Genomic DNA, 24,783 nt, shown 5'->3' with positions numbered 1-24,783 from the left:
CAGCTCCTTTTATTGATGTTTTACACCTAACATACTGGCTAAATGAGACAAGAAGATATCAATTTGAGCGTTAAAGTTTAAATCTTTTTTATTAAGGAAGATTGTGGCTATATTTATCCCATCGTTAAAGGTTATAAAATACCTTGCGATTGTATCTAAAGGGTATTTGGGGTTGAATTCACCTTTTTTTACGCCTTCATCAAATAAATTCATAAGGTGTTCAATGGCAAATTCATATCGTTCTTTCATGTAGATTTTTTTCTCGGGCAGCAGTCTATTGATTAAGAAGTATTCGATTTGTACAGCTCCAAACAAATCTTCTGTATCATCAGCAGATTTATAATCTTCAAAATCCTTTACCAATGAATTCCAGATTGAAGGATGTTTAGCTATATCTTTAATTTCTTTACTGTAAGTCCGATTTGAATCTTCTAATATAGATAAAAACAAGTCTTCCTTACTAGAAAAGTATGAATAAACACCGCCCCTGCTTAAATCGACTGCATCAATTACATCTTGCATGACAAAGGCTTCATATCCTTTTTTAATAAATATCTTTTTTGCAGCCTCCAGAATGCTACGCTTCCGCTCTTCTTTGTGGCTCTCCGTTACTTTCGGTGACATATGGTTCTCCTTTTTTCCTTTTAGACTGTGCTCTTAAAATAAAAGCTATCACACTTATAAAGCACAATCCACTAGATGTAACTATAAAGATAGGGATTACTCCGAATAAATTTGCTAAGAATCCACCAGCAATAGGACCGACTAAAGAGGAAAACGTCATGATGCTTCCGATTGTACCGAATGTACGGCTGGTCATGTGTTCTGGAGTTAGTTTTAATACATTGGACTGAAAGGGAATAAAAACATAACCAGCTCCAACACAAGCTAAAAATGTTATAGAAGGTGCCCAAAACATAGGATTGGAAAGATTATAATCAGTAAGGATAGCTAGACTTCCAAATCCTAAACCGAGTGTGAATATTCCTCCTGCCATAGCCTTAATTGCATTTTTAATTTCAAACTTACTCAAGATGATTCCAGTAACTAAAAATCCTGCTCCAGAAGCGGTCATAACAGTACCAATTAATCGTGGTGATACTTCTTTTAATTCTCTAAAGAGAGTAACGAACTGTGAATCTGACATCTGAATAACGAACATGGTAACAGCCATTAAAAGCGTTCCGTACATAATAGCAGGAATACCCTTAATAAATGAGAGGCCATCAAGCATTTCTTTGATAAAGTTCTTCTTTAGCTTATTCTCTTCGTGTTCTTCATTTAGAATTTGTGAAGGGTTTGCTGGAATCTTAAGCAGGAGAAGAACGGATAGTAAAAAGGTTATTGCATCAAGAAAAAAGATGATCTTGAAATTCCATAGTGCAAGAAGAAGGCCGCTTACTGCAGGTCCGATTATTTTCGTGCCGCTCTCAATTATGGAACTGATTGAGGCAGCTTGCTGCATGTGGTGATCAGGCACAATTTCTTTTAGCTTTCCGTTTTTGGCCGGTGTAAAGAGAGCCGAAAAAATACCTAAACCAAATAATAAAGTATACACATGCCAAAGTTCATTAGCAAAAACGAGACCAAAAATAATGAAACCTCTTGCCGTATCAGAAATAATCATAATGTATTTGCGTTCCCAACGATCAGCCAAGACACCTGCTACAGGTCCTAGTAAAGTCATTGGGAGGGCAAGAGATAAGATTATTAACGAAACTTGTAGTGGTGTGGCTTCCCATTTAAGTCCCACAAGCGTAAATACAGCAAGAATTGACAGCCAGTCTCCAAGATTGGAAATCAGTTGAGCAGAAATTAAAAATTGATAAGGTTTGTTTTTTAATAATTTTTCCGATTGTTCCATGTAATCAGCTCCCAGTTTTTAAAGTGACATCCATGTCGTTATTATAAATGACATCCATGTCACTTTACAACTGTTTTTTCTAATAAATACCAAAAACCCTCCCGCTGGATAAGGGAGGGTTGATTTAAGATGATTAAGCGAGTGGTCCTGCTTGCGTGATTTCAGAAGAAACGGATTTGAATTTTTCAAAGTTAGCATTAAATTTAGCAGCAAGTTCTTTTGCTTTTATATCATACTGTTCAGGGTTATCCCATGTTTTCTTTGGCTGAAGAACTTGGTCAGGGACACCAGGGCAATGTGTTGGAATGTGAAGTCCGAATACAGGATCTACAACAGTTTCAACAGATGTCAGTTCACCCTCAAGTGCCGCTTGAACCATAGCACGAGTGTAAGATAAATTCATACGGCTTCCGACACCATATTCACCGCCAGACCAGCCTGTGTTAACAAGGAATACTTGAACATTATGCTGATCGATTTTCTTGCCTAGCATTTCTGCATAAACAGTTGCAGGCAACGGAAGGAATGGAGCACCAAAACATGTTGAGAAAGTTGCTTGCGGTGAGGTAACTCCTCTTTCAGTTCCAGCAAGCTTGCTTGTATATCCAGATAAGAAATGGTACATCGCTTGTTCTTTTGTTAATTTACTGATTGGAGGCAATACTCCAAAAGCATCAGCTGTTAAAAAGATAATTGTATTTGGATGACCTGCCACACTTGGCTGAATGATGTTTGGAATGGCATCAACAGGATATGCCGCTCTTGTATTTTCAGTTAATGTGGAATCCTTATAATCCGCAATACGAGAATCATCATCGATCATTACATTCTCTAATACACTTCCAAAACGAATGGCATTCCAAATCTGCGGCTCTTTTTCTTTGGAAAGATCGATTGTCTTTGCATAGCATCCGCCTTCGACGTTAAATACTCCAGTGTTAGCCCATCCGTGCTCATCGTCTCCGATTAAGCGTCGGTTAGGATCAGCAGAAAGTGTTGTTTTCCCTGTTCCGGACAAGCCGAAGAAAAGAGCTACATCACCTTCGTTTCCAACGTTGGCTGAACAGTGCATAGAAAGGATCCCTTTTTCAGGAAGCAAGTAATTCATAACAGAGAATACTGATTTTTTAATCTCACCAGCGTATTCTGTACCGCCGATTAATACGATTCGTTTTTCAAAAGAAATAATAATAAACGTTTCAGAGTTTGTTCCATCATCAGCAGGATTTACTTGGAATCCAGGAGCTGAAACTACTGTAAATTGAGATTCATGTGAAGCAAGTTCTGTTTCATTTGGACGCACAAACATTTGATGTGCAAATAAATTGTGCCATGCATATTCGTTAATAACTTGAATAGGAAGACGGTACTCTTGATCTGCCCCTGCGAACCCCTTAAATAAGAATAACTCTTCTTTAGTGCCTAAGTATTGAAGTACTTTTTTATATAATTTATCAAAGTTTTCAGGTGAAAATGGTTTGTTTACTTTGCCCCAGTCAATGGATTTTTTTACGGATGCATCTTCAACAATAAATTTATCCTCAGGGGACCGGCCTGTGTATTTCCCCGTGGTTGCTCGAAGTGCACCTGTAGAAGTAAGAATGCCTTCTTTTCTTGTTAATGATTTCTCTACTAAAACCGGAACAGGCAAGTTCTGGTGAGTTGTTTCACGGGTCACAAGTTCATTTAAGGTTGTCGTAAATTCCAAAGTATTCATATCAGACAGTACCATCCTTTATCCTAGAGTGATATATTCGAAAATTAGTATAACACATTAATTTAAATAATGTATACTATTTTATGAAAGCGCATCAGAAAAGTTCTTAATCCAGAAAAAAAGGCTTAAATACACCAGGAATCTCCATCATATTGAAAGCGATATCAAAAAAGTGCGAAATTCAGCTTCTTCTTATTGATATTAAAGGGATTTCTATTGACATCATAAAGTCATTGCGCTATTATATTTCGAGAACGGCTACTCTTATTCTGAGTAGGTGGAGGGACAGGCCCTATGAAACCCAGCAACCGACATGAAAGCGGAGTTTATAATCTGCTTAAAATGAAAAGGTGCTAACCTGCAAGGTGAAAATAACCTTGGACAATAAGAGGATGAAGGCATTTTTATTTTAAACCTTTTCCCTCGTGAATGATATGTGAAACAGGGAAGGGCTTTTTTTATGCCTTTTTCAAGTTAAGAACATAAACAATACAAAATAGATAAGAATAAAGTACCGTATCATACTGAAAGCAATTAAGGGAGGATATTAATTTGTCCAAAAAAGTTAGTCGTCGTTTATTTACATCTGAGTCGGTAACAGAAGGTCATCCGGATAAGATTTGTGACCAGATATCAGATGCAATTCTAGATGAAATTTTAGCTAGTGATGCTAATGCACGTGTAGCATGTGAAACATCTGTTACAACAGGTCTTGTACTTGTTGCTGGTGAGATCACAACTTCTACTTATGTAGATATCCCAAAAGTTGTACGTGAAACAATTAAAGAAATAGGATATGACCGTGCAAAATACGGTTTCGATTCTGAAACTTGTGCAGTACTGACTTCTATCGATGAGCAATCTGCTGATATCGCGATGGGTGTAGACCAAGCGCTAGAAGCAAGAGAAGGCTCTATGACAGATGCTGAGATCGAAGCGATCGGTGCAGGTGATCAAGGTCTAATGTTCGGTTTTGCTTGTAATGAAACAGAAGAGCTTATGCCTCTTCCAATCTCATTAGCTCATAAATTATCTCGCCGTCTTACTGAAGTACGTAAGTCTGAAGAAATTCCTTACTTGCGTCCAGATGGAAAAACTCAAGTAACAGTTGAATATGATGAGAACGACAAGCCAGTACGTATTGATACAATCGTTATTTCTACCCAGCACCACCCAGAGAACACACTTGAAGAAATTCAGAAAGACATTAAAGAAAAAGTGATCAAGCCAGTTGTTCCTGCTGAGTTAATTGATGAGAACACAAAATACTTCATTAACCCTACAGGCCGTTTCGTTATCGGCGGACCACAAGGTGATGCTGGTCTAACTGGACGTAAGATCATCGTTGATACTTACGGCGGTTATGCACGTCACGGTGGCGGAGCATTCTCTGGTAAGGATGCTACAAAAGTTGACCGTTCAGCTGCGTACGCTGCTCGTTATGTTGCGAAAAACATCGTAGCTTCAGGTCTTGCAGATAAAGTTGAAGTTCAGCTTGCATACGCGATCGGTGTGGCTCAGCCTGTATCAATTGCTGTAAACACTTTTGAAACGGGTAAAGTATCAGAAGAAGTTCTTGTAGAATTAGTTCGCAACAATTTCGATCTTCGTCCGGCTGGAATCATCAAGATGCTTGATCTTCGCCGTCCGATCTACAAGCAAACTGCTGCATATGGTCACTTTGGCCGTACAGATGTGGATCTTCCATGGGAGAAAACTGACAAAGCAGAAGAGCTTAAGAACCAAGCAAATATTTAATGTGATAAAACAGACTCTTGTTAAAAGGGAGTCTGTTTTTGTTTTTGGGTCTTTGAGCTGCGAAGTTTGACGAGATGTGTCGACTTGTGGTTATTTTAAAAATAACGTGGGATTATTCCATTTAACGTGGGAAAAAAGTGATTAACCATGGAATTATCGTTTCCTATACCTAAAGGGGTATTGGGAAAAGGGACTTTATTTACCCTAAACTGCCGCTAAATCTTCCCCCGATATAGCTTAAACATGAAAAAGCCTGCCATTTTTCAATGGCAGGCATCTTTTTATACAAATAGCTTATTTTTAACACCTAAACTGCTAACTTGTGGTCTTCCAATTGACTCATAATGCAAAGGATGCTGTTCAGCAGCATTTCTGACCTCTTCAAGAGTAAACATGTTTCTCCCATCAAAAATAACAGGCTGCTTCATTCTTCTGATATTTTCTGCTTGCAAAAGTTGTATAAAATCATCCCATTCAGTAACGATAACTGTAATTTCCGAATCAGTAATGGCTGATTCAAAAGTATGGGCAATTTGCACACCTTCTACGGGAAAATCTCTAACGAGCGGATCGAATGCAGTCACTCGAGCTCCCTCGTTCACGAGTTAACGATTTTTCCATTTCATAATGTTTCAGGTCTTTACGGGGAATTCCAACATAAAATTAGGCTAGCTAGGAAAAAAGCTTTACTAAGAACAATGAAACAAAGCTTGAACTTATGCCGAGAACAATCCCGGCAAGAACATCAGTAGGGTAATGAAGCCCGAGATACATCCGTGAAATAGCTACCAAGAGAGCTGCGAAAAGCAGAAACACGCCCAAAAACGGGTTTAATAGGATAAGAGGTGTCACAATAGAAAAAATGGCTGTTGTGTGACCAGAAGGGAAAGAATGATCTTTCAACGGATTGTCTCCGATATTCGTATCGGGAAGGCTCAAGTATGGACGCTTCCGAGGATATATTTTTTTCGAAATCATAACTGGGATGTGACTGATGATGAGTGAAACCATACAGACAGCTCCCCATGATTTTAAATGTGCAGGGAGGAGCAATAAAAGAAGAACAGCTGTTGAGATCGTAGCAGTTGCGCCGCCAAGATGAGTCCACACATGAAAGAAACGATCCATGGAACTTCTGTGCATTCGTCCATTAATAAGCCGGAAAAATGTGCATTCTTTTTCGTAAAGCCAATTAATAACTTTTGCCATTAATATCCCCTCTTTATTTTATAGCTTGATATGTTCATCATAAAATAAAATTGTTATGGAGAAATGAAGGCAGTGTAAATATTTATAAAAAAAACCGTCCAAAAACGCTGGACGGTAAAAATCAGAAAAATATTTTCCGGTCTCGTTCTTCTTTTAATATTTCAACAGCTTCCCGGAAACGCTGGGAGTGGATAATCTCTCTTTCTCTTAAGAAACGAAGAGAATCATTCAAGTCGGGGTCATCTGACATGTTTATAATCCATTGATAGGTAGCCCGGGCCTTTTCCTCTGCAGCTATATCTTCATAAAGGTCAGCGATCGGGTCCCCTTTTGCTGCTATGTAACTTGCAGTAAAAGGTACACCTGCTGCATTATGATAAAACAAAGCACTATCATGGTTAACGTAATGATCTTCTATTCCTGCTGCTTTTATTTGATCAGGTGTTGCATCTTTCGTCAGCTTGTAGATCATTGTTGCGATCATTTCTAGATGTGCAAACTCTTCTGTACCGATATCCGTTAATAGACCGATTACTTTATCAGGAATTGTATACCGCTGATTTAAGTATCGAAGTGCAGCAGCAAGTTCACCATCAGATCCGCCGTACTGTTCGATTAAATATTTTGCTAGTCTTGGATTACATGATGTTACTTTTACCGGGTATTGCAGTTTTTTCTCATAAACCCACATTTACGTGAACCTCCCTTAACCTTTTTAAAGCTGCCAGGGCCAAGGACCGCTGCTCCAATTCCAGGGCATTCCGGAATAACTGTTTCCATATTGCTGAAGCGGTCCGTATTTTGACTCTATCGCTCTTTTTATTTTTTTTCTTTGTTGCGCATATTGGTTGAACTGGTGAACGGCATTTTGATCTTGTGGATGAGTGTCTAAATATAGAGTAAGCTCCACGAGTACAAAATCAACAGCTTGGAGCTCTTCCATCCATTGATAAAATTCTTCTGGCAATGTCTGCTGCATCGCAGTTACCCCCTTTTTTCATACGGATTTTCATAATAATCGTAAAAGGCAGGCCAAAGTGTACCTTTTCGCAATGCTTCTTTTGGCGGAAACTGCGGAAGATCATATGGCTGAAAACCCATATATAAATTTGGAGGAGTGGAATAATACTTTTTGCCAATAGGCGGACAAGGATCGAAAGGACTATGATAAGGAGTATAGGATTTTACAGGTGTGTTTCTATTCATCTAAAACCATCCCTTCATAAAGTTTACTTTTATAAAGATATTCATTAAGGGTGGTGTTTAAGCACTAATAAATCTCTATTTTTGATTAATTGTGATAAAATAATGGGCAAATCATGATTTGAAGATGAGGTGTAGAGCACATGTACAAAGGAATACATCATGTTTCACTACTGGTTACAAACTTGAAGGAATCATTATATTTTTACGAAGGTATCTTAGGTTTTAAACAAAATAAAAAACGCCCTCAATTTGATTTTCCGGGCGTTTGGTATGATATTGGCGATACACAGCTTCATTTAATTGTTCACAATAAAGGAAAAGCCAGAAGAAACACGACCGAAATTGACAGCAGAGACGGTCATTTTGCGATTAGGGTTGAAGATATGGATAAACTAATCCAGACTCTTGACGCACACGGTGTTAAATATGTAAATAAACCAAACAATAAAACCGATTGGCATCAGGTATTTGTGAGTGATCCTGATGGAAACTTAATCGAATTTAACGTTTAGTCTGAAGTGTCTTATAGTATTGTCCTTTTTCATAATATTCCCGACGTATACGATCCATATCTTTAATATCTTCTTCTGTCAATTCACGTATTACTTTTGCCGGTCTTCCGAAAGCAAGAGTATTTGGCGGTATAACCTTTCCGGGAGGTACAAGACTTCCTGCACCTATAAAGGCACCTTTACCGATATGTGCTCCGTCAAGCACCAATGAACCCATGCCGATTAATGCGTTTTCCTCAATAGTACAGCTATGCAGAATAACGCTATGACCAACTGTTACCCCGTCTTTTAATTGTAGTGTGCGATTCGGACTTTGATGAAGTACAGAATTATCTTGTACATTTACATAATTGCCGATTTTTGTGGGGGAAACATCCCCCCGAATTGATGTGTTGAACCAAATAGAAGAGTACTCTCCAATCTGAACATCACCTGTAATTGTCACATAGTCTGCAATAAACGCAGTTTCAGAAATTTTAGGTTTCTTGTCTCCATAAGGATAAATCATTGTATACACATCCTGTATTTTTATTAATTAGGCTGTTTTCGTAAACATTGTGGCTATTAGAAGTTGTTGACTTCCGCTCCAGGATGCTCGCTTTCCGCGTGGCGGGCGGTGAGCCTCCTCGCGCTTTGCGCCTTTAGGAGTCTCACCTGTCCCACTGATCCCGCAGGAGTCTCGCATCTTGCGCTCCAACCAACTAGTCAAAGAAGCGTACTCAACAAAAAATGTTCAGAAGCACTGCAACAATCTTTTAGAAATGAGCCATTAATTAAGTATAGTTTAGCAAATCGTATACCTATATGAATAGGGAAGAGGGTGGAATATATGTGGACTTGGACGACAGATGGGGAAGCTAAAGGTACGATTGTAGTCGTACATGGTGCAAACGAACATCATGGAAGGTACGACTGGGTTATAAAGCAATTGAATGAGTCCGGTTTTCACTGTGTTTCTGGAGATCTCCCAGGTCAAGGCACAACAACGAGAAGAAGAGGACACATCGATACATTTGATGAGTACATCTTTACAATTGAGAACTGGTTTCTAGAGGGTAAAAAACTTGGATTGCCAGTGTATATATTAGGTCACAGTATGGGCGGACTCGCTGTTATACGTACGTTAATGGAGAGGAACTTGGATGTTCAGGCTGTTGTTTTATCTTCACCTTGTCTTGGGTTAGTTCATTATCCTTCAAAAGGAAAAGAAGCCCTTTCACGGTTATTGAACAAATTCGCACCTGGTGTAAGGCTTGCAACAAACTTGCCAGAAGGCAGTGCAACAAGAAATGAAGAGATAAGAGTAAGGGATAAAGAGGATAAATTAATCGTTAAAAAAGTTTCAGTAAGGTGGTATCGGGAACTGACGGCTTCAATTAAGCATGCATTCGAACATTATAAATCCTTTCCAAACATCCCATTACTGCTGCTTCAGGCGGGTGACGATTTAATTGTAGATAAGGATGCCGTAAAACGCTGGTTTAATGGCATTTATCTAGAAGAGAAATGGTATAAAGAATTTCCTTCACTGTATCACGAAGTTTTAAACGAACCTGAGCGGGAAAATGTCTTTGAATACGTAAAAAGATTTTTATATCTGCATAGTGAAGCCAATAAAGGAAAAAGGTAAAGAAAGAATAATCAAAAGGAGCATCTATATGAACAAAGTTCCGGTTCACCCATGGGGATTGATGTATTCCGTTTACACGAAAGTTTTTCCAACTGTCAGCCAGCTGCTACAAGATTGGCGTGATCAAGCAGAGAAAATACCTGATCCTGAATTGAGGCAGCAGGCTTTAAGCAGCATTTCGAATAAGATGTTTCACTGTGAAGGCGGCGCCATCCTTACTCTTCTCGCCGGACAGCATCGAAAAAAAGCCATAGAATTTGTAGTAGCTTACCAAACGATCAGTGATTATTTAGATAACCTCTGTGATCGGAGTACCTCTCTTAGTGAAAAGGACTTCAGGGCACTTCATGAAAGTATGTTCCATGCACTTAGTCCAGGGGTAAAACCAGTTAACTACTACAGGTACAGGGATGAGCAAGAGGACGGCGGATACCTTGCTGATCTTGTATTAGCCTGTCAAAAGGTATTATCGGAAATGCAGGCATATCCGAACATTGCAAGTGAGCTGATAGGACTTGCCCAAATTTATTGCGATCTTCAAGTTCATAAGCATGTTGTGGTGCAGGAAAGGGAACCTCGTCTGATCAGTTGGTTTGGGGAATATCAGTCTGTTCTGCCTGATATAACATGGTATGAATTCTCCGCTTGTGCTGGTTCGACACTTGGTATCTTTTGTCTCGTCAGCTATGCTTTTCAAGGCGATTTCACAAAAGAATCTGCCAAAACAATTACAAAAGGTTACTTCCCTTGGCTGCAGGGATTACATATTCTGCTGGATTATTTTATTGATCAAAATGAGGACAAGCTTGAAGGGGATCTTAACTTTTGTACGTACTATAAAAATGAACAGCACATGCTTGAGCGCATGGTCTATTTCGCAAAAGAAGCGGAAAGCAGCTGTTCGAAATTACCCAATTCAAAATTTCATCGACTAATCCAAAGAGGCCTGCTCGGAATTTATTTAGCAGACCGCAAAGTTTCTGAATGCCCGGTGATTAAAAAAATGGCATCACAACTTGTAAAAGTAGGAGGCGCAACGAGCTACTTCTTTTACGTAAACCGAAAAGTGTACCAGAAATTAAAGCCATCGCTTTCGTAATAAAAAGACTGTTATTGCAATCTTTGTTGTTCTTGTAAGTGGTTGATTTCCGTTCCAGGATGCTCGCTTTCCGCGGGGCGTGCGGTGAGCCTCCTTTATATGTAAGCCTGTGGGTCAAAGAAGCATGTGTGCTCCTGCGTCTGCTAGAAATCCTATCGAAGCCATCTTCCTCGTCGCATGCCTTGCATGAAGTGTAATCAGGTAGGTGGCACGCACCTTGCACTCCAATCAACTTAACAATGAAGAGAATGAACTAAGTAAGCAATCTTTTAAAGAAGAGCCAAATAAAAAGGGAATCAACATAAGTACGTTGATATCAGCCTCTTTTTTCGATCGCTACAACAAATGGAGGATCGTTTTTTTGATTAATGAAATCATACTGCAGTACGTGTGCTTTTTTCTGATCAAGATTTTTCACAAAATCCAACACAAGATCTTTCTCTCGTTTTCCTTCTTCATGACCATGATAAATTACCAATATGATGATGCCCTCAGGTTTTAATATATGAAGCAGCTGTTTGATCGCATCGATTGTAGAAGAACCTTTTGTTGTGATCGACTTATCACTTCCAGGCAAGTAGCCAAGGTTAAAAATCGCAGCTGAGGCTTTACCTATTGCGAACTCAGGAAGCTGTTTTATCATTTCATCATGCGAAGCGTGAAAAAACGTTACATTATCATCAGCTTGGTTTTCTGTTAACCGCAGTTTAGATTTTTCAATTGCCCGCTCCTGAATATCAAAAGCAAATACTTGTCCATCTTTACCTACTAGCTTTGATAAATACAAAGTATCATTGCCATTGCCGCATGTAGCATCAATAGCGATATCACCTTGCGAACAAAATGAACGAAGAAGAGTTCTTGCAAAAGGGAGAACACCTTCTAATTTCATAAAGAGTTCACCTCGTCTTTTAAATAAAATTTCCCCTGAAAGCTGTTTCTGCGTTTCAGTTCGCTTTCAATGGCATTAAGCACTTTCCACTTATTTAAACTCCACATAGGTCCAATTAAGAGATCAGAAGGACCATCACCCGTTAAACGGTGAATCATCATATCTGGAGGAATAATTTCGAGCTGATCGCATACAAGGTTTACATATGTTTCAAAATCAAGAAAATCAAGCATGCCTTGTTCATATTGCTTTACCATCGGAGTCTTTTTTAATAGATGCAATAGATGTATCTTAATACCTTGAACATCCAGTTTTGCAACTTCACGTGCAGTTTCCATCATCATTTCAGGCGTTTCGAGCGGTAGTCCATTAATGATGTGGGAGCAGACTCTAATATTGTGTTTCCGCAGTTTGTTAACACCCTCAACGTATGTCTGATAATCGTGTGCACGATTAATAAGCATAGCAGTTCTTTCATGTACGGTTTGAAGCCCCAGTTCAACCCACAAATACGTACGTTTATTTAAATCAGCCAGATATTCCACGACATCATCAGGAAGACAGTCAGGACGAGTAGCGATAGCTAGACCAACAACATCTTCTTGCTCAAGAACCGTCTCGTACATTTCTTTTAACTTTTCAACAGGAGCGTATGTGTTCGTAAAAGCCTGGAAATAGCCTAGATACTTTCCTTTTTTCCACTTAGATTGCATGCGTTCTTTTACTGTATGAAACTGTGTAATAATATCATCACGGCGATTCCCCGCAAAATCTCCTGAACCGCTTTGCGAACAAAATGTACAGCCGCCGAAAGCCGCATTTCCATCTCGGTTTGGACAATCAAATCCTCCGTCTAAAGGGATTTTGATAATTTTTTCTCCGAAGTGAGATTTTAAATGGTGGTTCCACGTGTAATATCTTTTATCGCCAAAATAAGCGGGTTTTTCTATTAGGTGTATCAACCTGTTCACTCCTTTTTTCCCCGGTGAAGAGCACCAAGACAATTGTAGCATGTACAAGGGATGAGCGGCAAAATAGCTGTAATTTATTTTCGTTGTAAAGTTCAGGAAAAAGGACTAAAATACAGAAGGGTTTTTATGACATCATGGTAAGCGGGGGATCTTCATGCCAGCGAAAGTGTGGCTGCTCATTATAGGTATGGCACTGAATGTTACAGGTTCAAGTTTTCTTTGGCCGATCAATACCATCTTCATGCATGAGCATTTAGGTAAATCTTTAACCATAGCCGGAATCGTATTATTACTGAATTCTGGTGCAGGCATCATAGGGAATTTAACAGGCGGTTTGCTCTTTGACAAACTAGGCGGATATCGCACGATCATGCTTGGGGTTTCTATTTCATTTACCACTTCATTTTTATTGATTTGGTTTCATGATTTCTGGTCCTACAGCATCTTGCTGGTCTTTATGGGATTTGGAATGGGAATCGTTTTTCCTTCCATGTACGCACTTGCCGGTACGATGTGGAAAGAAGGCGGAAGAAAAGCTTTTAATCGCATCTATATCGCGCAAAATGTAGGTGTCGCTCTAGGTGCTGCGCTTGGCGGATTAGCTGCCTCTTATTCTTTCACATTATCATTTATCAGCTGTTCTGCTCTTTCATTACTTTTCTTTATGATCGTATTATTTGGTTTTAAAGGGATAGAGGAAAATGAAAGCGGCAGCGTTCAAACTGTTTTCTCACAAAAAAAGCGTATTCATAATAAACAAGCTTTCTTCGCCTTACTAATTCTTTGCGGGGGATACTTGTTAGCCTGGATTGGTTATGTTCAATGGCAATCGACCATTGCCTCATACACGCAGGATTTAGGTGTGACATTAAAGATGTACAGTCTTTTGTGGACCGTGAATGGATTGTTTATCGTTCTCGGACAGCCTTTAATAAATGTTTTTCTAAAGAAATGGCTGCACTCAACAACAAGCCAAATACTTGTCGGATATGTCATATTTATCATCTCGTTTGTGATTGTAGGAAACGCGAAGGACTTTAGCGGATTTATGATTGCTATGATTGTACTGACAATAGGTGAAATGCTAGTTTGGCCAGGCGTACCGAGTATTGCGGCAGAACTTGCTCCTCAGGGCCGTGCAGGGTTCTACCAGGGAATTGTTAATAGCACAGCGACAGGCGGCAGGATGCTGGGTCCTTTATTTGGGGGAATGATCGCAGACCTCTTTAATATAAGTATATTATTTCAAACGATTATTGGGTTAATGGTCCTCGCATTTATGCTGACCATTGTTTACATTCGAAACAGGCAGTCTATTAGAAAAACTAACCCATCTCAATCCGCAGCTGTTTAAAAAAGTATGGGCAGATCATTTTGCCTAGTAGGATATTAGTTTAAAAAAGGAAAAATTAGGTTATATTAGTTCAAACAACCTTGACATTTTTTAAAAGAATTCATAAAATACAAATTAACATCTTTTATTCGTTAATAACGATGAGAGGGACTAGTAAAAAAAGAATGGCATTTAGAGAGTTGACGGCTGGTGCAAGTCAACCCGGACTTTTTTGAACTCACCCTTTAGTTGCAAGTGTGAATAAAGTAATACTTGCCGTCCCGCCGCGTTAAGGTTAGTTTGAGTGAACGTGATTTTTGCGTTAATCAGGGTGGTACCGCGGCAGGTTTAAAATTGTGATCTAACCTTTCGTCCCTAATGTTTTATTAGGGGCGGGAGGTTTTTTTATTTGGCTTTTTAAAAGAAAGTTGTCATGGTCGTTTTTTTAAAAACATCCTTGAAAGTTGATAGGAGCGCAAGGTGCGAGACTCCTGGGGGATTAGCGGGACAGGTGAGACTCCTACGGCGCAAAGCGCAGAGGAGGCTCACCGCACGCCCCCCCGGAAAGCGAGCATCCTGGAGCGGAGATCAACAGGAGAGATTGCTAAAAAGCCTTATATACTTAACAAAAAGCAGGGGTCAATGAAGGAGGAACGGTTATGTATTATAACCACAAAACAATCGAGAAAAAATGGCAGCATTTTTGGGATGAGAACAAGACATTCCAAACGAAAGAAGAATATGACAAAAAGAAGTTCTACGCATTAGATATGTTTCCATATCCATCTGGAGCAGGTCTTCACGTAGGACACCCGGAAGGATATACAGCAACTGACATTCTTTCCCGTATGAAACGCATGCAAGGCTATAATGTACTTCACCCAATGGGCTGGGATGCATTCGGTCTTCCTGCTGAACAATATGCACTTGATACAGGTAATGACCCTGCAGAGTTTACAGAGCAAAACATTAATACATTCCGCAGACAGATTAAAGAATTAGGTTTCTCTTATGATTGGGACCGTGAAGTTAATACAACAGATCCATCTTATTACAAGTGGACGCAATGGATTTTTATCCAGCTTTATAAAAAAGGTCTGGCGTACGTTGATGAAGTTCCGGTTAACTGGTGTGAAGCACTTGGAACAGTTCTAGCTAACGAAGAAGTTATCGATGGAAAGAGCGAACGCGGAGGTCACCCTGTAGTCCGTAAACCAATGAAACAATGGATGCTTAAGATTACGGCTTATGCGGACAGACTTTTAGAAGACCTTGAAGACTTGGATTGGCCTGAGAGCTTGAAAGATATGCAGCGTAACTGGATCGGACGTTCAGAAGGTGCAGAAGTTCATTTTGACGTAGACGGTCATTCTTCTAAAATTACAGTGTTTACAACAAGACCTGACACACTATTTGGTGCAACGTATCTTGTCCTTGCTCCTGAAAATAAGCTTGTAAAAGAGATCGTTACAGACCAACAGCTTGAAGCAGTAACAACTTATCAAAAGCAAGTAGAAACGAAGTCTGACCTTGAGCGTACAGAGCTTGCAAAAGAAAAATCAGGCGTGTTTACTGGAGCATATGCGGTCCATCCGGTAACAGGTGCAAAGCTTCCAATCTGGATAGCCGACTATGTACTAGCAAGCTACGGAACTGGAGCTATTATGGCTGTTCCTGCTCATGATGAGCGTGATCACGAGTTTGCTGTTAAATTTGAGCTTCCGATTGCAGAAGTAGTTGCTGGAGGAAATGTAGCTGAAGCAGCTTATACAGGTGATGGCGAGCATGTGAACTCTGATTTCTTAAACGGCATGCAAAAAGTCGAAGCGATCGAAAAAATGAATGCATGGCTTGTTGAGAACGGAAAAGGTGAGAAGAAGATTACTTATCGTCTTCGTGACTGGCTATTCTCCCGTCAGCGTTATTGGGGAGAGCCTATCCCAGTGATTCATTGGGAAGACGGCACAATGACAACTGTCCCTGAAGAAGAACTTCCATTACTTCTTCCAGTAATGAAAGAAATCAGACCTTCAGGAACAGGCGAATCACCACTTGCTAATGAGGAACAATGGGTAAATGTTGTTGATCCAACAACAGGCAAGAAGGGCCGCCGTGAAACAAATACAATGCCGCAGTGGGCAGGAAGCTGCTGGTATTACCTTCGCTACATCGATCCTAAAAATGAAGAGCAGCTGGCATCTCCTGAAAAAGTGGAGCATTGGCTGCCGGTAGATATTTATATTGGCGGAGCAGAACACGCAGTATTGCACCTTCTATATGCACGTTTCTGGCACAAAGTGCTGTACGATCTTGGAGTTGTTCCAACGAAGGAACCGTTCCAGCGCTTGTTTAACCAAGGTATGATTCTTGGTGAAAACAACGAAAAGATGAGTAAGTCAAAAGGCAATGTCGTTAATCCTGATGAAATTGTTGTGAGTCATGGTGCGGATACACTTCGCTTATACGAAATGTTTATGGGACCGCTGGATGCTTCTATCGCATGGAGTACGACAGGTCTTGATGGTGCCCGCCGTTTCCTTGACCGTGTTTGGAGATTGTTAGTTTCAGAAGATGGTGTGAGCCTGAATCCGGCGATTCAAGATACTAAAGGAACAGATTCTTTTAACCGTCTTTACCATCTGACTGTTAAAAAAGTAACGGAGGATTATGAAGGTCTTCGTTTTAATACGGCTATCTCACAGCTTATGGTATTTGTTAACGAAGCCAATAAGCAGGAGACACTTCCTAAGGAATTAGTTCAGGGCTTTGTAAAAATGCTTTCTCCGATCGCACCGCATATTTGCGAGGAACTTTGGGAAAAGTTTGGTGGTAAAGGAAGCATCGCATATGAAGCCTGGCCAGTATGGGATGAAGCGCAGCTAGTTGAAAATGAAGTTGAGATCGTCGTTCAAGTAAACGGTAAATTAAAAGCGAAGATGACGATTCCGGCAAACAGCAGCGGACAAGATATGGAGCAAGTTGCTTTAAAAGAAGAAGCTGTACAACAAAGCATAGAAGGCAAAACGATTCGCAAAATAATCACTGTACCTGGCAAACTCGTAAATATCGTGGCAAACTAAAGGAGGCTTTTTCAATGGACTATGAATTAGAAGAAATTTCACCTTCCGAAGTGAAACGATTATTAAAAGATGGCAAGAAAGTATCCTTGATCGATGTTCGAGAAGACGAGGAAGTTGCTGAAGGGAAAATTCCTGAAGCAGCCCATATTAAAATGGGTGATATACCAGACCGATTAACTGAGATCGATAAGAACGAAGAACATATCATTATTTGCCGTTCTGGAAGAAGAAGTGAAAATGTAGCATACTTCTTATTAGATCAAGGCTATAAAGTAAAAAATATGACTGGCGGCATGCTTGAATATAATAAAGAATAACCATGAAACTCTCTGCTTTAATAAGCAGGGGGTTTTTTACATGAAGAAAAAATTTAACATATCTAATTATCACGAAGAGTGAAAAATTAAGGAACTTCAGCCGATAGTAAGGGTATACTGTGTACCCTGGAGGCTCTCATGGCATTTATTCATTCAAACAAAAAGAAGTGGTTAAGCATAATTGCTGCTTTTTTTACTATTCATTTAGCGGGCTCAATAGGGTCGATCTATACTCAAAATATATGGTTGTATGTTTTAGAAATCGGCGTTGTTTTTGTGTTTGGAATTTTTGTCTATAAAATGCTGAAGGAAAAAGACAGCTACGCCATAGATCTTGAGAAGGAAATAAAAAAACATAAAGAAACCCATGCAGAATTAGAAGCAAGCAGGGGCAATCTTCAAAACGTTTTTGACAGCATTGATGTTGCGATTTGGTCACATAACTTGCAAACGAATAAGCTTCTTATCACATCTGGTATTGAAAAACTTTATGGCTATCCGCTTCAAGCATTTTATGATGATGTGGATTTATGGAAAAAAGTGATCCATCCTGATGATCTTGAAATTATTATAATGCGTGCATCTGATATTGAAAAAGGGATTATTGCTACGAGTGAATACAGAATTCTTCGTCCAGACGGAGACATCAGATGGATTCAGGACAGAGGAATACCATTTTTAAATGAAAAGGGAGAACTTGTTGATTTTAATTCAATTCTGATTGATATAACAGAACGCAAACATGCTGAAATGACAATTAATCAAATGGCTTATTTTGATGAATTAACAGGACTGCCAAATCGTAATGGATTTATGGAGACCATCGAACAGAAAATGAACGAAGTTGATTTAAAACAGGGGAACCTGGCGTTGCTGTTCTTAGATCTGGATCGCTTTAATGTGCTCAACGATACACTTGGTCATAGCTTTGGAGATCTTTTACTTCAAAAGGTAGCGGATTTGCTGAAATCAACAGTTGCAGGAAAAGGTCAAGTGTTTAGAAGAAGCGGAGATGAATTCCTTATTCTCATGGAATTTAAAGATGCAGCAGAAGTAAGAATAGTGGCTGAGGATATCATATGTTCTTTTACAAAGCCATTCTTATTAAGCGGTAAAGAAGTCTTCACGACACCAAGTATCGGAATAAGTTTATACCCAGGAAACGGATCTGACAGTGAAACTCTTTTAAAAAGAGCAGACGCAGCTTTGTATCAGGCAAAAGACCGCGGTCGAAACACGTATCAATTTTTTACCGAACAGCATGATGGCAAAATGGAAAGAAGGCTGAACCTTGAACACGGTTTGAGAAAAGCCTTGAAAAAGAATGAACTGTTTCTTGTCTACCAGCCGCAAGTACAGTTCCATACAAGAAAAATAGCTGGTGTAGAAGCCTTATTAAGATGGAACAAAGATTCGGAAGGGATCATTTCACCAGGAGAATTTATTCCTATTGCTGAAGATACAGGAATGATCCTGCCAATCGGCGAATGGGTATTAAAAAACGCTTGTATGCAAGGTTCTAAATGGCATCAAAATGGCTTTGATGATCTCTTGATATCAGTAAATATTTCAGTAAGACAGCTTTTGGAAGAATCGTTTGTGGACAGAGTGGAAAGTATTTTAATCGAGACCCATTTTCCTGCATCTTCTCTTGAACTAGAAATTACAGAAAGTACAACAATGGAAAGCATGGAAGAAACATTGCCGGTTCTTAACCGTCTAAGAGAGAAAGGGATACGGATATCAATTGATGACTTTGGTACAGGCTATTCTTCCTTAACGTATTTACGGCAGCTGCCTGTAGATACTCTAAAGATTGATAAAATGTTCATTGATGATATCTTGACGGATCCGAAAGCTGGTGCAATCGCAAAAACCATAATTGATATGGGTCATAATCTTAGTTTTCATGTTATTGCTGAAGGTATCGAAAGCTGTAAACAAATTGATTTTCTATTGGAACAAGGTTGTATGTACGGGCAAGGATACCATTTGTTTAAGCCTTTACAGCCTGAAGAACTAGAAAAGTATCTTCAAGAGAATATGGTGATTAATTAGTAAAAGACTCAAAAAGCCAGTTGGAAATGGCTTTTTGGGTCTTTTTTAATGGCTGTTTTCGCAATCTTTGTTGTTATTGAAAGTAGTTGATTTCCGTTCCAGGTGCTCGCTTTCCGCGGGGCGTGCGGTGAGCCTCCTGGCGCAATGCACCATTAGGAGTCTCACCTGTCACACTCGTCCCGCAGGAGTCTCGCACCTTACACTCCAATCAACTTATCAATGAAGCGAAGGAATAAAATAATCGTAAGCAACAATCTTTTAGAATAGAGCCTTTTTGATTAAGGGGAATACTGTTTTACGAGCGGTTCTCGAGTTTTATGAGCGGTTCTCGGGATTTATGAGCGGTTCTCGGGATTTATGAGCGGTTCTCGAGATTTATGAGCGGTTCTCGGGATTTATGAGCATTTCTCGAGATTTACGAACGGTTCTCTTGACTACAAGCGACTCTTCTAGAATTACAAACTCACCCTACTCTCGCCACACACCCTCCCTTACTAGCGATGTTTTACAAAAGCCGATTAGTGAAACAATACATAAGTATTCAAGTTGAAGGAGTGGATGATAATGAACGTTCTTATTATTGGAGCAAACGGGAATATCGGAAAACTTACAAGTGTCATGCTTGCTGAACAAGGTCATACAGTTAAAGCGATGGTTAGAAAAGAAGAGCAGCAGGATCATTTTAAACATGAAAATATTGAAGCTGTGCTGGGGGACTTAGAGAGAGATTTTGAACATGTATTTGATGGAGCAGATGCTGTTATATTTACAGCGGGTTCTGGTGGACATACAGGTCCTGAGAAAACAGATGCAGTAGATTATGAAGGAGCTGTACAATCAATCAAGCTTGCTGAAAAGCATTCTGTTCAGCAGTTTATCATGGTGAGCTCAATAGCAGCTGATACACCAGAAAAAGGACCGGAGAGTCTTCAGCACTATTTAAAAGCAAAGGGGAACGCTGATCAGGTACTGATGGAAAGTTCATTAAACTACACGATCTTGCGTCCTGGTGCATTAACAGATGAAGACGGGATGGGATTAATTAATGCGCAGCAAAAATTAAATGAACATGGATCTATTCCAAGGGCGGATGTAGCGAGAACAATCGCAGCTTGTTTGGGCAATGAGCATGTGTATCGCAAAGTTTTTGAACTGATAGAAGGAGAAACTCCAATTCGAAATGCGATCGAAAACATATAGACAAAACTAGTCAAAGTCCAACAAAGGAAAAGCATCCTCTCTGAACGAATGCTCATGCAGAGACTCATTCTTAGGGGGATGCTTTTTATGATACAGGTTAAAGTTTTTGATGAAGAACATGAAGATGATCTGGAGGAAAGTGTGAACGAGTTTTTAAGTGGTATTCCTCATGATCATATTATTGATATTAAGTATCAGATAGCTGTTTGTGAAAACGTACATGAAGAAAACTCTACTATGTTTTCTTTTTCAGCTATGATTATTTATAAAAAATAGATTAGCCAAGCGCATGATAAGCGGCATTTGTCCCCGCTATGTTGCCAGTCACAAAAGCTACTGTTATGTTGTAACCGCCTGTGTAGCCATGCAGATCCAGAATTTCTCCGCAAAAGAATAGACCTTCCTGGATTTTCGAAGCCATTGTTTGAGGTGCGATTTCTTTTATAGAGACTCCGCCGCCTGTTACAAAAGCTTTTTCGATGGATAACGTCCCATTAACATGAAACGAAAAACCTTTCATTTGCTGAGTTAGATTACGCAATGATTGCTTAGGGATTTGATCAGCTGAAATGTCGCCATCAATGCCGGCGTTTTCAATTAAGAATAAAAGATACTTCTCAGGTAGCATTCCTTTCAGAACGTTTTTCACAGCCTTTTTTGGTTCCTCATCAACTCTTTTTTGGATAGTGGAAAGAAGAGCTTCTTCATTTTCATCTGGAAATGAGTCAATTCTCATTTCAATTGAAGGAACGCCGAATTTTTTCAGAGCTTTTACTACATATTGGCTGCAGCGCAATGCGGCTGGTCCAGATACTCCGAAATGGGTAAAAATCATATCCATTTGGTGGGCTTTGATTATTTTGCCTTTAGGGTTCCAGACTGAGAGCGCCACGTTTCTTAGTGATATTCCTTGCAGTGTTTTTTGTTTTACAAAGCTTTCATTTGAAGTGATCGGTACTTCTGTCGGATACAGTTCTGTAATCGTATGGCCAGCTTTTTTTGCCCATGCATAACCATCACCTGTTGATCCTGTATGCGGAACAGACTTTCCTCCAACAGCGATAACGATAGATTTTGTTTTTAGTACTTCTCCATTTAGCAGGATAACTTCGTGTAATTCTTCTTTATAATTTATAGTCTTAACAGGTGTATTCGTCCGGATTAGAACACCTAGCTCTTTAATCTTATTTAAAAGTGCTTGTACAACATCCGTTGCTTTATTAGAAACAGGGAACATACGCCCATGATCTTCTTCTTTAAGTTTAATTCCTAAACTTTCAAAGAAAGAAATAATATCCTCATTGTTGAATACAGAAAAAGCACTATACAGGAAACGTCCGTTGCCCGGAATGTGCTTAATGATCTCATCTACAGGCAAACGGTTTGTAACATTGCACCGTCCTCCGCCAGAAATAGCAAGTTTACGGCCAAGTTTTTCACCTTTATCAATCAGAAGAACACGAGCACCGTTCGATGCAGCTCCAACACTAGCCATTAGACCTGATGGACCTCCTCCAATGACAATACAATCATAAATCATAACATCCCAACTTTCTTAATCGTTCAGTTAAAAATCATTTCATACAATAGCACAGCTTTACAAAAAAGGCTATGTATTTTCAATTCCTTACTTTTTTGCAAAAAGTTAAATGAGGTTACACGGGCTTTTAATGTGATACAATACTAATAATGTTTTTTAGTTTATGTATAAAGCCTGACCGGACACAGTGATGTCAGGCAAATTTTCTTTATTGATTTTAATAGGAGCTGAAAAAGTTTGTCGCGATTACTTCGTGGAACATTGATCTTATCTGCAGCTACATTTTTCTCGAAATTTATTGGATTGATCTTTGTTATTCCGTTTACCAATTTAGTAGGAGAACCAGGCATGGCTTTATACGGTTATGCTTATATTCCATACACGATATTACTTAGTATTTCCACAATGGGAGTACCGCTTGCTGTTTCTAAATTTGTTTCTAAATATAACGCACTAGGCGATTATGCAGCAGGAAGAAAGCTGCTTAAATCTGGATTGCTAGTCATGACTTTAACTGGATTCCTAGCATTTCTCATCCTGTATATGCTAGCCCCTGCACTTGCCCATCAGATTATTGATGAACGCGGCGGAAAAGGCAACAGTATCGAGGATATTACATTAGTTATCAGGATGGTTAGTACAGCCTTAATTATCGTACCTTCCATGAGTTTGATCCGGGGGTATTTTCAAGGCTTTCAATCCATGGGACCTACAGCTGTCTCCCAAGTGGTTGAACAGATTGTCAGAATTCTATTTATTCTCATAGCCAGCTTTATCGTTATGAATTTATTAGATGGAAACACTACAACAGCTGTTGCATTATCTACATTTGCTGCAACACTTGGTGCTGTTGCAGGGCTTATTGTCTTGATATGGTATTGGACAAAAAGAAAGCCTCATCTGCAAAAAATGTACGATAAAAGCAAACCTGTTGCAGATATTTCATTAAAAGATATTTATTTAGAAACGATTAAATATGCGATACCATTTGTCGCGGTTGGTCTTGCTATTCCGCTTTATCAAATGATTGACCAATTTACGATTGTAAAAACACTATCAGACTATGGTTATACACAAGAAGAATCAGAGTCTGTCTTTGCGATCATTACACAGATTGCACATAAGCTGGTGATGATTCCTGTATCACTTGCAACCGCACTTGCTCTGACTTTAATACCTGTCATTACTAAATCTTTTACACAAAACAATCAAGATCTACTGCATAAACAAATCACGCAAACATTTCAGATGGTATTGTTTTTAACAGCACCAGCAGCGATTGGTCTAGCTGTGCTGGCATATCCTGCATATGGAGCATTGTTCGGAATGCCAACAATGGAAACGGGAGGTTTCTACCTTAGATGGTATGCGCCTACTGCAATTTGGTTTGCGTTGTTTACTGTTACAGCAGCGATTTTACAAGGTTTGAATCAGCAGCGGTTTGCCTTTATTAGTTTAAGCGTTGGATTTTTAGCTAAACTATTGCTTAACAAACCTTTTCTACTAGTATTTGCCGGAACAGGGTCAATCATTGCAACCAATATTGGATATACCTTATCTATACTGTTTAACCTGTATATCATCAAAAAATACAGCGGATTTTCATTTAAATGGGTTTATCGAAGAACGGTCTTAATGACAGTATTCATCGTGATCATGTCGATAGCAGTTGTGGGGATAACATCACTATTAGGAAAGCCAGATACAAGACTAGATACCATTATAGAGCTTACAGTGGGAATTCTTACCGGAGGAGTGGTATACATCTTCTTAGGTTACCGATCAGGGCTGCTGACGATTATTTTAGGAGACCGGATACCATTTCTTAAACGAAGGAAATAAGGGAGTATGAAAAAGAAGGCTGATCCAGCCTTCTTTTCCCATGAAGAATATTATTTTTTTACCTCTTGCTGTTGTTCGTCGTACCACTTAAGCTGATTGCCGATGCTGTAGCCTTCAAGCGGCACTTCGAATTCGAAACCGGCTTTTTCTAATGCTGGCTGAAGGTACTCGCGGTATACCCAGCCGCCATGAATGAAGATTCTGCATTGAGAGGGTTTAACATGCTGTTCTAATGAAGCGATTACTTGATCTGCCCACTCCCGTTTTTCAGAAGTGGAAAAGTTTTTGATGGACACATTATAGGGTTCAATGTATTGATCTTTCGTTAATAGTCCTTCTTTTGCACTATAAAAATAGAAGTCATCATAATTATTCTGTGCGTATTGAACGGACTTAACGAATAACGGGCTTATGTATAAATCTATAGCTGCCGAAGGGGTTGAAGCTTTTTTCCGTGCAGTTGCTAGAAGACCTATTTTCCTTTTCATTCCAATTCCTCCTATAGTACTAAATTACCCCGTTTATATAAAATTCAATCAATTTTTTACAATAATA

The 24,783-nt window shown here is 39.3% G+C and carries 24 protein-coding genes, 1 riboswitch and 1 other annotated feature; of the genes, 11 read left to right on the top strand and 13 right to left on the bottom strand.

The genetic code is table 11. The annotated features are described in order from the left end of the window. Nucleotides 1–9 precede the first annotated feature (9 nt). The 3 genes from ABE41_RS14880 to pckA all read right to left on the bottom strand — a co-directional run bounded on the left by ABE41_RS14880 (nucleotide 10) and on the right by pckA (nucleotide 3,581). Nucleotides 10–624: a TetR/AcrR family transcriptional regulator gene (locus ABE41_RS14880; protein WP_066291884.1), complete on the bottom strand. Its 615-nt coding sequence runs from the start codon at nucleotides 622–624 to the stop codon at nucleotides 10–12. Next, entirely contained in the window at nucleotides 578–1,864 is a 1,287-nt protein-coding gene (locus tag ABE41_RS14875) for an MFS transporter (protein WP_066291883.1), read from the bottom strand. Before ABE41_RS14875 ends, ABE41_RS14880 begins: the two co-directional genes overlap by 47 nt. A 133-nt stretch (nucleotides 1,865–1,997) precedes the next feature. Continuing rightward, nucleotides 1,998–3,581 carry a phosphoenolpyruvate carboxykinase (ATP) gene (gene pckA / locus ABE41_RS14870; RefSeq protein ID WP_066294891.1) on the bottom strand — a complete coding sequence of 528 codons (1,584 nt, stop codon included), beginning with the start codon at nucleotides 3,579–3,581 and terminating at the stop codon, nucleotides 1,998–2,000. A gap of 261 nt (nucleotides 3,582–3,842) precedes the next feature. Further along, nucleotides 3,843–3,972: riboswitch (SAM riboswitch) on the top strand. Nucleotides 3,973–4,133: 161 nt separating this feature from the next. On the opposite strand from pckA, the gene metK reads away from it, so the two are divergent. After that, nucleotides 4,134–5,339, top strand: coding sequence for a methionine adenosyltransferase (gene metK, locus ABE41_RS14865; protein WP_066291881.1), 1,206 nt, complete (start codon nucleotides 4,134–4,136; stop codon nucleotides 5,337–5,339). Between the two features lie 281 nt (nucleotides 5,340–5,620). On the opposite strand, the gene ABE41_RS14860 is transcribed toward metK, so the two are convergent. The 5 genes from ABE41_RS14860 to ABE41_RS14840 all read right to left on the bottom strand — a co-directional run bounded on the left by ABE41_RS14860 (nucleotide 5,621) and on the right by ABE41_RS14840 (nucleotide 7,754). After that, nucleotides 5,621–5,941: a UDP binding domain-containing protein gene (locus tag ABE41_RS14860; protein WP_083207821.1), complete on the bottom strand. Its 321-nt coding sequence runs from the start codon at nucleotides 5,939–5,941 to the stop codon at nucleotides 5,621–5,623. Nucleotides 5,942–6,011: 70 nt separating this feature from the next. Continuing rightward, entirely contained in the window at nucleotides 6,012–6,548 is a 537-nt protein-coding gene (locus ABE41_RS14855; protein WP_066291876.1) for a phosphatase PAP2 family protein, read from the bottom strand. A 121-nt stretch (nucleotides 6,549–6,669) separates the two neighbouring features. Further along, nucleotides 6,670–7,239 carry a manganese catalase family protein gene (locus ABE41_RS14850; protein WP_066291873.1) on the bottom strand — a complete coding sequence of 190 codons (570 nt, stop codon included), beginning with the start codon at nucleotides 7,237–7,239 and terminating at the stop codon, nucleotides 6,670–6,672. Nucleotides 7,240–7,263: 24 nt separating this feature from the next. Beyond that, on the bottom strand, nucleotides 7,264–7,527 hold the full coding sequence (locus tag ABE41_RS14845) for a spore coat protein CotJB (protein WP_066291870.1): 264 nt from the start codon (nucleotides 7,525–7,527) through the stop codon (nucleotides 7,264–7,266). A 5-nt stretch (nucleotides 7,528–7,532) separates the two neighbouring features. Continuing rightward, the gene (locus tag ABE41_RS14840; RefSeq protein ID WP_066291868.1) at nucleotides 7,533–7,754 is read right to left on the bottom strand and encodes a spore coat associated protein CotJA; all 222 of its coding nucleotides are present in this window, start codon (nucleotides 7,752–7,754) and stop codon (nucleotides 7,533–7,535) included. 140 nt (nucleotides 7,755–7,894) lie between these two features. On the opposite strand from ABE41_RS14840, the gene ABE41_RS14835 reads away from it, so the two are divergent. After that, entirely contained in the window at nucleotides 7,895–8,266 is a 372-nt protein-coding gene (locus ABE41_RS14835; protein WP_066291865.1) for a VOC family protein, read from the top strand. On the opposite strand, the gene ABE41_RS14830 is transcribed toward ABE41_RS14835, so the two are convergent. Then, a complete protein-coding gene (locus ABE41_RS14830; protein ID WP_066291862.1) occupies nucleotides 8,256–8,774 on the bottom strand; it encodes a gamma carbonic anhydrase in 519 nt (172 codons plus the stop codon). The two genes, ABE41_RS14835 and ABE41_RS14830, sit on opposite strands and share 11 nt — an antisense overlap. A gap of 321 nt (nucleotides 8,775–9,095) precedes the next feature. Here ABE41_RS14830 and ABE41_RS14825 point away from each other — a divergent pair, with 321 nt between their 5' ends. Together ABE41_RS14825 and ABE41_RS14820 are read left to right on the top strand one after the other, a co-directional pair. After that, nucleotides 9,096–9,896, top strand: a complete 801-nt coding sequence (locus ABE41_RS14825) for an alpha/beta hydrolase (RefSeq protein WP_066291859.1) — start codon at nucleotides 9,096–9,098, stop codon at nucleotides 9,894–9,896. Between the two features lie 28 nt (nucleotides 9,897–9,924). Continuing rightward, nucleotides 9,925–10,995, top strand: coding sequence for a tetraprenyl-beta-curcumene synthase family protein (locus ABE41_RS14820; RefSeq protein WP_066291857.1), 1,071 nt, complete (start codon nucleotides 9,925–9,927; stop codon nucleotides 10,993–10,995). A gap of 316 nt (nucleotides 10,996–11,311) precedes the next feature. Here ABE41_RS14820 and ABE41_RS14815 read toward each other — a convergent pair whose 3' ends face one another. Both ABE41_RS14815 and ABE41_RS14810 read right to left on the bottom strand, forming a co-directional pair. Then, on the bottom strand, nucleotides 11,312–11,887 hold the full coding sequence (locus ABE41_RS14815; protein WP_066291855.1) for a tRNA 5-(aminomethyl)-2-thiouridylate-methyltransferase MnmM: 576 nt from the start codon (nucleotides 11,885–11,887) through the stop codon (nucleotides 11,312–11,314). Beyond that, nucleotides 11,884–12,849, bottom strand: coding sequence for a tRNA modification radical SAM protein MnmL/YtqA (locus tag ABE41_RS14810; RefSeq protein ID WP_066291852.1), 966 nt, complete (start codon nucleotides 12,847–12,849; stop codon nucleotides 11,884–11,886). The genes ABE41_RS14815 and ABE41_RS14810 overlap by 4 nt, the downstream gene beginning before the upstream one ends. Nucleotides 12,850–13,012: 163 nt before the next feature. Between ABE41_RS14810 and ABE41_RS14805 the strand changes: the two genes are divergently transcribed. The 6 genes from ABE41_RS14805 (at nucleotide 13,013) to ABE41_RS14775 (ending at nucleotide 21,122) form a co-directional block, all read left to right on the top strand. After that, entirely contained in the window at nucleotides 13,013–14,212 is a 1,200-nt protein-coding gene (locus ABE41_RS14805) for an MDR family MFS transporter (RefSeq protein ID WP_066291847.1), read from the top strand. Between the two features lie 131 nt (nucleotides 14,213–14,343). After that, nucleotides 14,344–14,571, top strand: a binding site (T-box leader). 279 nt (nucleotides 14,572–14,850) lie between these two features. After that, nucleotides 14,851–17,271 carry a leucine--tRNA ligase gene (gene leuS, locus ABE41_RS14795; protein WP_066291843.1) on the top strand — a complete coding sequence of 807 codons (2,421 nt, stop codon included), beginning with the start codon at nucleotides 14,851–14,853 and terminating at the stop codon, nucleotides 17,269–17,271. A 14-nt stretch (nucleotides 17,272–17,285) separates the two neighbouring features. Then, nucleotides 17,286–17,588 (top strand): rhodanese-like domain-containing protein, encoded by a 303-nt coding sequence (locus ABE41_RS14790; protein WP_066291841.1) that lies wholly within the window; start codon nucleotides 17,286–17,288, stop codon nucleotides 17,586–17,588. Between the two features lie 138 nt (nucleotides 17,589–17,726). Then, nucleotides 17,727–19,646 carry a putative bifunctional diguanylate cyclase/phosphodiesterase gene (locus tag ABE41_RS14785; protein WP_066291838.1) on the top strand — a complete coding sequence of 640 codons (1,920 nt, stop codon included), beginning with the start codon at nucleotides 17,727–17,729 and terminating at the stop codon, nucleotides 19,644–19,646. A gap of 564 nt (nucleotides 19,647–20,210) precedes the next feature. After that, the gene (locus tag ABE41_RS14780) at nucleotides 20,211–20,846 is read left to right on the top strand and encodes an SDR family oxidoreductase (protein WP_066291837.1); all 636 of its coding nucleotides are present in this window, start codon (nucleotides 20,211–20,213) and stop codon (nucleotides 20,844–20,846) included. An 87-nt stretch (nucleotides 20,847–20,933) separates the two neighbouring features. Further along, a complete protein-coding gene (locus ABE41_RS14775; protein ID WP_066291835.1) occupies nucleotides 20,934–21,122 on the top strand; it encodes a sporulation protein Cse60 in 189 nt (62 codons plus the stop codon). Between the two features lies 1 nt (nucleotide 21,123). Here the strand turns inward: ABE41_RS14775 and ABE41_RS14770 are convergent, their stop codons facing one another. Further along, nucleotides 21,124–22,386, bottom strand: coding sequence for a BaiN/RdsA family NAD(P)/FAD-dependent oxidoreductase (locus tag ABE41_RS14770; protein WP_066291832.1), 1,263 nt, complete (start codon nucleotides 22,384–22,386; stop codon nucleotides 21,124–21,126). A 237-nt stretch (nucleotides 22,387–22,623) separates the two neighbouring features. Here ABE41_RS14770 and ABE41_RS14765 point away from each other — a divergent pair, with 237 nt between their 5' ends. Further along, nucleotides 22,624–24,228: a putative polysaccharide biosynthesis protein gene (locus tag ABE41_RS14765; protein ID WP_066291831.1), complete on the top strand. Its 1,605-nt coding sequence runs from the start codon at nucleotides 22,624–22,626 to the stop codon at nucleotides 24,226–24,228. A 50-nt stretch (nucleotides 24,229–24,278) separates the two neighbouring features. Here ABE41_RS14765 and ABE41_RS14760 read toward each other — a convergent pair whose 3' ends face one another. Then, nucleotides 24,279–24,716, bottom strand: coding sequence for a DUF6884 domain-containing protein (locus tag ABE41_RS14760; RefSeq protein ID WP_066291829.1), 438 nt, complete (start codon nucleotides 24,714–24,716; stop codon nucleotides 24,279–24,281). Nucleotides 24,717–24,783 lie beyond the last annotated feature (67 nt).

It is taken from the genome of Fictibacillus arsenicus (genome assembly GCF_001642935.1).
GTDB classification, from domain to species: domain Bacteria; phylum Bacillota; class Bacilli; order Bacillales; family Fictibacillaceae; genus Fictibacillus; species Fictibacillus arsenicus_B.
This window is presented reverse-complemented; position numbering and strand designations above follow the sequence as displayed.

Coding starts and splice junctions, on each gene's coding strand:
- ABE41_RS14880 (WP_066291884.1), bottom strand. CDS start 624: ATGTCACCGAAAGTAACGGAGAGCCACAAAGAAGAGCGGAAGCGTAGC.
- ABE41_RS14875 (WP_066291883.1), bottom strand. CDS start 1,864: ATGGAACAATCGGAAAAATTATTAAAAAACAAACCTTATCAATTTTTA.
- pckA (WP_066294891.1), bottom strand. CDS start 3,581: ATGAATACTTTGGAATTTACGACAACCTTAAATGAACTTGTGACCCGT.
- ABE41_RS14855 (WP_066291876.1), bottom strand. CDS start 6,548: ATGGCAAAAGTTATTAATTGGCTTTACGAAAAAGAATGCACATTTTTC.
- ABE41_RS14850 (WP_066291873.1), bottom strand. CDS start 7,239: ATGTGGGTTTATGAGAAAAAACTGCAATACCCGGTAAAAGTAACATCA.
- ABE41_RS14845 (WP_066291870.1), bottom strand. CDS start 7,527: ATGCAGCAGACATTGCCAGAAGAATTTTATCAATGGATGGAAGAGCTC.
- ABE41_RS14840 (WP_066291868.1), bottom strand. CDS start 7,754: ATGAATAGAAACACACCTGTAAAATCCTATACTCCTTATCATAGTCCT.
- ABE41_RS14835 (WP_066291865.1), top strand. CDS start 7,895: ATGTACAAAGGAATACATCATGTTTCACTACTGGTTACAAACTTGAAG.
- ABE41_RS14830 (WP_066291862.1), bottom strand. CDS start 8,774: ATGATTTATCCTTATGGAGACAAGAAACCTAAAATTTCTGAAACTGCG.
- ABE41_RS14825 (WP_066291859.1), top strand. CDS start 9,096: ATGTGGACTTGGACGACAGATGGGGAAGCTAAAGGTACGATTGTAGTC.
- ABE41_RS14820 (WP_066291857.1), top strand. CDS start 9,925: ATGAACAAAGTTCCGGTTCACCCATGGGGATTGATGTATTCCGTTTAC.
- ABE41_RS14815 (WP_066291855.1), bottom strand. CDS start 11,887: ATGAAATTAGAAGGTGTTCTCCCTTTTGCAAGAACTCTTCTTCGTTCA.
- ABE41_RS14805 (WP_066291847.1), top strand. CDS start 13,013: ATGCCAGCGAAAGTGTGGCTGCTCATTATAGGTATGGCACTGAATGTT.
- leuS (WP_066291843.1), top strand. CDS start 14,851: ATGTATTATAACCACAAAACAATCGAGAAAAAATGGCAGCATTTTTGG.
- ABE41_RS14790 (WP_066291841.1), top strand. CDS start 17,286: ATGGACTATGAATTAGAAGAAATTTCACCTTCCGAAGTGAAACGATTA.
- ABE41_RS14785 (WP_066291838.1), top strand. CDS start 17,727: ATGGCATTTATTCATTCAAACAAAAAGAAGTGGTTAAGCATAATTGCT.
- ABE41_RS14780 (WP_066291837.1), top strand. CDS start 20,211: ATGAACGTTCTTATTATTGGAGCAAACGGGAATATCGGAAAACTTACA.
- ABE41_RS14775 (WP_066291835.1), top strand. CDS start 20,934: ATGATACAGGTTAAAGTTTTTGATGAAGAACATGAAGATGATCTGGAG.
- ABE41_RS14770 (WP_066291832.1), bottom strand. CDS start 22,386: ATGATTTATGATTGTATTGTCATTGGAGGAGGTCCATCAGGTCTAATG.
- ABE41_RS14760 (WP_066291829.1), bottom strand. CDS start 24,716: ATGAAAAGGAAAATAGGTCTTCTAGCAACTGCACGGAAAAAAGCTTCA.